The following is a 6,589-nucleotide window of genomic DNA, read 5'->3' as shown; positions in this document are numbered from 1 at the left end:
GCAAGCTCTTTTAAAAACTTTGGTCTGTGCGGTTGCTTGTGCGGTTTTTAAATGTGCTTGCAAAATGCGTTGGGCTTTATTGTCGGTTCCTAAAATCATTTTACTTTCTTCTGCTTTTTTTCTTTTACGTCTTTGTCGTAACCGATTTGCCAGAAATACATATCCAGTATTTTCATTAGGGGATAATGTCTTTGTGTCTTGGCCGTAATTAGTTTTTGTACTTGGTCAATTTCTTTTTTGTTCTTGTATATGAAGTTGAAAAGTTCGTTTAATGACGCTTCATTGAATCCAGTATGTTCCATTTTCATTTCCTTTAAACCGTCAATGAAATACCTGTCGAATGCAGGAACACAACCTAAAGTGCCTAACATAATTTTACTCAATAGTGTGTCTGTCGGTGAAATGGGTTTTGGTTTGTCTGCTCCTTTGGTGAAAAAAATGCTGCAGTAATGTTTTGCCAATTCATCTTTCACTGCAAGAATAGCTTTAATATTTTCCGGTTTTATTTCGGTTATTTGATTGCATTTCAGTTTTTGATTGGTCTTTGAATACACAATGTCAACAGCTCCTTTATGGATCAGGTGATTCTTTTGGAGCAAACCGCCCGAACCTCTATACATTCCCCAACTTGCTAAGTAAAAAGCCAACTCTAAAACCTGAATTTCTGTTTGTTTAGAAACACTGAAAGCCTGAAAGCAATTATCCCAAGATTTGTATCTGTGGAATTCATCTGTTGTGATGCCTGATAAATATTTTTCTATGATGTTTACTATTCCCATTCGTTATTAAAGTTGTGCCTTGGCATCGTTAGTTGCAATATTATTTATTATGGTAGTAAGCGAATCAATAAAAGTCTGAAAATCATTTCCCGCCTTAATAATTTCTTGAGGTATTATACCCCTATAGTCTATTAAGTGTATTGATTCATTCTGTTTTTTTTCAGCAGCTAAATTATCTTCAATTAATGGTTTAATACTCCCGCCAATATTTGATATAAACTTTGTAATTGGTAAAATTTCCTCTGTGGAAAGATGATATCTGTCATTTGTTCCTTCGTATCGGGTAATGTCAACTGCACATAAAGCATATCGTTCATTCTCTTCTACGGCTCTTTGTAGTTGTAGTTTACTCATGGAAACAGAATTCCTAGGATCCCATCTTGACTTTACCTCAATAAAATAAACTGGATTTCCATCAAATAATATAACAATATCCTGACCTCCCTGAATATCTGTGGCTTCTAATGATTCACCTTTGTCAAACGAAATTCTGTCCTGCAACTCTTTAGAAAGCTTTTCACGGATTAGCCCTTCTATATAAGTACCAATCTCATGTTTATGCCTAAAGTCTGCATCGTTTTCAATTTTCTGTTGAAGTATAAAAGCAGCAGCATTTAATATCGCCTCGAAGTTATCTTCCTGAACTAACTTGCCCAGTTTCTTCAATTGCGATTCCTTTAATGTTACAATAGAAAAAATATCATCTTTTGTATTTTCGTTCGTAACTATTTCTAACATCAAATTCGCCTTTTTATCATCCAATCTTGGAAAAAGGTCAGCGTATTTTTTCTCTCTAAGTTTTGAAATAATATTTAGTATCTCAACCTTAAATGGGTGTTCGTTAATATTAAGAATGTCTGTATTAAAGAAGGTGTCTTCTATTTGATTAGTGAGATATTTGTTTGTTACGAATCTATCTTCGGCAACAAAATCATTAAACTGCTGGTAAACCAAATCTTCCCGAATCTCATCTTTTGTAACTTTATTATACAGTTCTTTTATCTCGAGGAGCACATCAATATCTCTTTTTAACTCTGTGATACACTTTAATTGATTAATCTGGTTAGGATATATTTTTGATGTAGCATACACTTCTTTTAGACTATCTTCATTGCAATTAGCAAGATCTAATAACAAAGGGATATTCTGCTGCACCCATTCGTCATTGTGATGTTGAAGCAAATTAAAAAACACTTGAACTAATATTTTTCTTGCAGAACGGATGTCAAGATTATCCTCTTGTACCTCAAGATTTGTCAATTGAATTAGATTCTCATCTAGTGCATAATATTTACTTAATATTTTTATTAGGGAAGCAGGCTTGCTTTGCGAATTTACATTGTTATTGAGCTTGCAATACTTCAGTAAACTAGAAAAGAAATTATATTCGAGGCTCTTCATTCCATCGAGAACTGTTGTGCTATATTTTGTAACATCAATGGATTCGGGCAGGCAAATGCAAGTTGAGGACTCTTTTTCATCTAAACTTGATTTTACGTTATTAGAGAAATCTTTTCTATTAAATTTCTCAAAGTGAAAATCAAAACAAAAATCTTTGTGTATCAACCTTTCGATTGAATGAGGGATTAATATTTTTCCTATCTCAATTAGTGTTTCATTTAAATCTTTAGGCGAAAGAAGGGAAGAAAGTAAGCAGAATTTTCCATCTAAATTTGGCAGTAAAGTGTGTTCTGAAAAAAAGTTTATTCTTTCTTCTTTAATAAGGTTTTTGTAATAATTGATTAAACAGTCATTATCGAATTCGGATAAATTCTCTTTTGAAATAGCAATAACCAAATCTTCATGCTCAATGAAACTAAGGCTTTCGCTTGTCCATTCGCCAACAAACTTGCTCCATAAAACCACTTTTTCCTTTACAGGGATGTTTTTATAAAAGATAGAAGTTAGTTTATAAATTTCATCAAAACACTCTGTACTGTTTAAAAGTCCTTCATCAAAGAAACAAACTTCGTTAACTGGTTTAAAGCCTTCCGATGTTTCGACTATAGGCAATAATTTAAACTCTTCTGTCCAAGATTTTTGTAATTCTTCAAAATACTCATTCAATAAAGCATTTTCTGAATTTCTTTTGAAATTTATTTGAGCATATAAAAGGGGGTTATCTACTTCAATTACATTGCTTTTTAGGAAATCAAATATTAACCGAGAAGCTTTTTCTAAAATCCTTCGATTTTCCTCTTCTTGGTCTTTAACTTGGTCTTTATTGCTTTTTAAATGAATTCCATCTCTTGGTTCGGTAGGAAGAAATTGATTGCAATTTATTATAAAGTTAAAGCCAAAATGTTCTGATCCAATTAATGGATAGTATAAAAACAATCGTGCAACCCTTTCAGGAAATTGGAATAGTTCCAATTTTTCATTGATGGGTAATATAACTTCTATCTGATCGTCTTTATCAATAATTGAATACAACACTTTCTCAATTCCGTTTTTAGAGATGGTTGTCTTAAATAAATTTATTGAATGGGTGTTGGAGACTTCTTCCTTATTAATTCTTTCAAAGTTTGTTTGGATGCCATTGTTGATAATGTTTACTTTTTTTAGTCGATCATTTATTGTTAAAACAATTGGAACGTAATCTTCTAAATCTTTGCTAGATTCAATAATATAGCTTAACTCCTGTTGTGTTTCGGGTATGAATGTAAATGTTGTTCTATTTACAGGATTACTGATAATTGCACCTTCCTTGATAAGTTTGTAAACATTCTCTTTTTGTCTCTTTATGTTTTCACTGAGCTCTTTCCACTCTTTAGGACTTCTGTCAATTAAAAAATCCTTTATTTCGAAAAAGGTGTTATTTGACTCAAGTACCGCATTAATTAAAAATTTACGCCCAAATGTATGAGTAGTTAAAAAGCCTGTTCCATATTTTCCAACTTCAGGTATATCTGATTCCTCACCATACTTCCCACTTACTTGTTTTATTAGAGAAATAAAAGCTTTAGTTGTAAAAAATGATCCATTATGTGTAAACGAAAACCCGTTGTTGCTATAATCAATAACCACATCACAATCTTTAGATAAATCGCAAGCATTTTGTATCAATTCCCATATAGCACGGTTCGAAGAAAAGCTATTAAAATTCTCAAACCCTCTTATCATCTTATCGGCATGTTGCTTTAAGTCTGATAATTCAGATTCGTTTATTGCATTAGTTAATATTGCGTCACGATTTATTTGATTTATTTCTTCCATCTAACAAATGTTAATTTCATCCATTACTAATATTTTTAGTGCAATCGCAACTTGTTTTCATAAATTATTTTTTCTTTTTGTATTTAGAAGGGTCTTCAGCAGCAAGACTAGGTGGAGAGTCTTGTTGTGAAACATATTTCTTGATTACTTGATTGACCTCTGGGTCATAGAGATAATCGTTAATTTGATTGCTTACAATTAAATTTATTGCGTCTTTGATTACATCGTGGCTGACTTTGAACCATTCTCTTGGCTTATAAATATTATTTCTATTATCAAATAATTCAATATCTAATTTTACCGCTGAGAAAAAATCGTGAATAGTTTGCTCAAGATTATATGATTGGATATTAAGGCATCTGTGAGTTGAAATAATATCTACATCGTAGAACAAATATGTAGCTTCCTTTTTCGCATTCTTAATTCTATCAGCTACAGAACCTGTGGTATGACCAATCTTATAAAGATTTTCAAAATCTTTTACATCCGGGTTCTTGCTTGCTAAAACATAAATGTATCCATTTAGAACATCTGATTCATCTATTGGTGTTGCATCTATGCTTGAATCATTAATTTTAGCACTAATAGAATAACCATCAAGTTGCATTGCTTTGTCCAATGAACGAAACAACATATCGGATTGTGTTCCATTATCAAAAATACAAAGAGTTCTACCGTCAAACCGTTCTCTCTCTCCGCTTTTGAAAACATATTTGTTTGTGTCCCCCTCAATAGACTTTAAGTAAAATAGAATTCCATCAAGTGCATAGAAATTGCCTACATTCAAATCAGATGAAGTGTATTTGATTAGTCTTCTTTTTTTAGAGGCAAGTTCTTCGTGCAGAATATTGAACATTTCTTTATACAATGAAAAATCTTTGCAAACCTTTCTTCTTGAAAGATAGTCGGGCTTAATTCTTTCAACTGACTTAACATGTTTGAGTTTGAAAATTTCGCTATTTTCTTCTTCCTCTCCTAAAAGTTTATAAGAATCGTCAGAGATAATATCTTCAATAGTAATTTCCTTTATGGCATTGCCTTTTAATAACCCGCCAAAATCATATTTTGAGAGGATTTTAATTTTTTTTGCATCAGAACGAATTGCTTTCAGTCTTGCGAACAGTTTGAACTCAATCATGTTTGATATATTAGATTGAGGTTCACAATTATGCTCTTCAACAAAAGATTGAATTTCTTCAAATGAATTAATCAATGCAGAATCATTTTCAGAAACCCCTTTTTTGACATAGTCACTTTTAAGAAGTCCGAATGGGTCATTCTGAATTAAATCAACAAGCTCTGATCTTTTTTTCATTGTGTAAGTTCATTTTTAATTTGCCTCATGTAGATTAATGCTTCAGCCATTCTCCTTTCAAGTGGGTCAATCGAATCTGCACTTGGTTGCTTACCTTTTACACGATAAAAGTCTTGAATCTTTGGCCACAACAATATTGCTTCATCATCAGTCATCTGAATTCTTAAAGCTTGAATACATTGTTGAACCGCTTTGAAAACTTTTGAACTTAATTGTTTTGACATTACTTCAAAAGCATTCTGAAAGGGGTTAATTGAATAAATTAAATCCATATTTAGTTCGTTTACATTTACCAACCTGTTGGCAAACGAGATTAACTTGTCGTTTCCACTTTGAACTATATTACTTGACCGTATAACCGAACTTGCTACAATATAATCTCCTAGTTCTGTAACTTCGTTTTGTTCCAAGTGAGGATATATTTCGTGAATTACTTTTGGAATAAGACCCTTGTTCAAGACTTCGGGATCAATAAGCCCAGGGAAGGAATTTTGAATTTCTGAAGATTGTAAAATCTTTGCTTTTAAATCTACAATGTCATTCTCAATAATTTCCTTTACATTTTTGGAAGTAGGTTCTTTGAATCCTTTAATGAAAATGTCTACACCATTGCTTTTGTCATTAGGGTTTTCTTTCGGTTTGAAATTAAATTTCGGTGCAATAACTTCTTCCATTAAAAGTGATGCCGCTATTGCTTTAAGGATACTATTAACACTCTCAATGATATCTTCATTTTCTGCATCAGGTTCAGCAATCAGATTTGTAAATTGTGCATGTGATTTGTTTTCACTGTCACGGGTGCAGCGACCTATAATTTGAATAATTTCTGTTAGGGAACCTCTGTATCCAATCGTCAATGTCGTTTCACAGAAAGGCCAATCAAAACCTTCCTTTGCCATTCCTAAAGCAATGATTATATCAATGTCTTCAACATTTTTAATGTTTCTCAAGTACCCAATAATCTTATCTCGTTGCTCAGAATTATCATTAACTAAGTCTGCAATTTTAATTTGCTCTCCCGCTTTCCCCTTTACATGTATGATTCCGTGGTCGTCTGTGTAGTCGTAAACACCAATATGGTCAATGATTGCATCAACCTCCATTATCTTTTCTTTAGTCGATTCAGATGCATTCACACTTGGGATATGAATTATCGTTTTCTTTTTGACATCAAGAATTTCAGCAATTGAGTCTAAGTATTTGCCATGATAAAAATGAAATCCGATTCCTAAAGATTTTAAATACTGGTATCCGTTTAATTGTTCGTAATAGTTGTATG

4 protein-coding genes are annotated in these 6,589 nt (G+C 32.2%); all 4 read right to left on the bottom strand.

The genetic code is table 11. The annotated features are described in order from the left end of the window. Positions 1–95: 95 nt before the first annotated feature. Entirely contained in the window at positions 96–779 is a 684-nt protein-coding gene (locus ACOYLP_RS10000; protein ID WP_422856029.1) for a hypothetical protein, read from the bottom strand. Positions 780–785: 6 nt separating this feature from the next. Next, complete coding sequence (locus tag ACOYLP_RS09995; protein ID WP_422856028.1) at positions 786–3,995, bottom strand: sacsin N-terminal ATP-binding-like domain-containing protein; 3,210 nt, start codon at positions 3,993–3,995, stop codon at positions 786–788. Positions 3,996–4,059: 64 nt separating this feature from the next. Further along, a complete protein-coding gene (locus ACOYLP_RS09990) occupies positions 4,060–5,310 on the bottom strand; it encodes a GIY-YIG nuclease family protein (RefSeq protein WP_422856027.1) in 1,251 nt (416 codons plus the stop codon). After that, on the bottom strand, positions 5,307–6,589 hold a 1,283-nt coding region (locus ACOYLP_RS09985; protein ID WP_422856026.1), incomplete at its 5' end, for a DEAD/DEAH box helicase. The genes ACOYLP_RS09985 and ACOYLP_RS09990, both read right to left, overlap by 4 nt.

Origin of the sequence: Flavobacterium sp., from assembly GCF_049318325.1 — a bacterium.
Lineage (GTDB): Bacteria > Bacteroidota > Bacteroidia > Flavobacteriales > Flavobacteriaceae > Flavobacterium.
Note: the sequence above shows the minus strand (reverse complement) of the source record. Positions and strands in the feature narration are given on the sequence as shown.

What these genes read in the sequence shown, in the direction of transcription:
- ACOYLP_RS10000 (WP_422856029.1), bottom strand. Translation starts at nt 779, where the DNA reads ATGGGAATAGTAAACATCATAGAAAAATATTTATCAGGCATCACAACA.
- ACOYLP_RS09995 (WP_422856028.1), bottom strand. Translation starts at nt 3,995, where the DNA reads ATGGAAGAAATAAATCAAATAAATCGTGACGCAATATTAACTAATGCA.
- ACOYLP_RS09990 (WP_422856027.1), bottom strand. Translation starts at nt 5,310, where the DNA reads ATGAAAAAAAGATCAGAGCTTGTTGATTTAATTCAGAATGACCCATTC.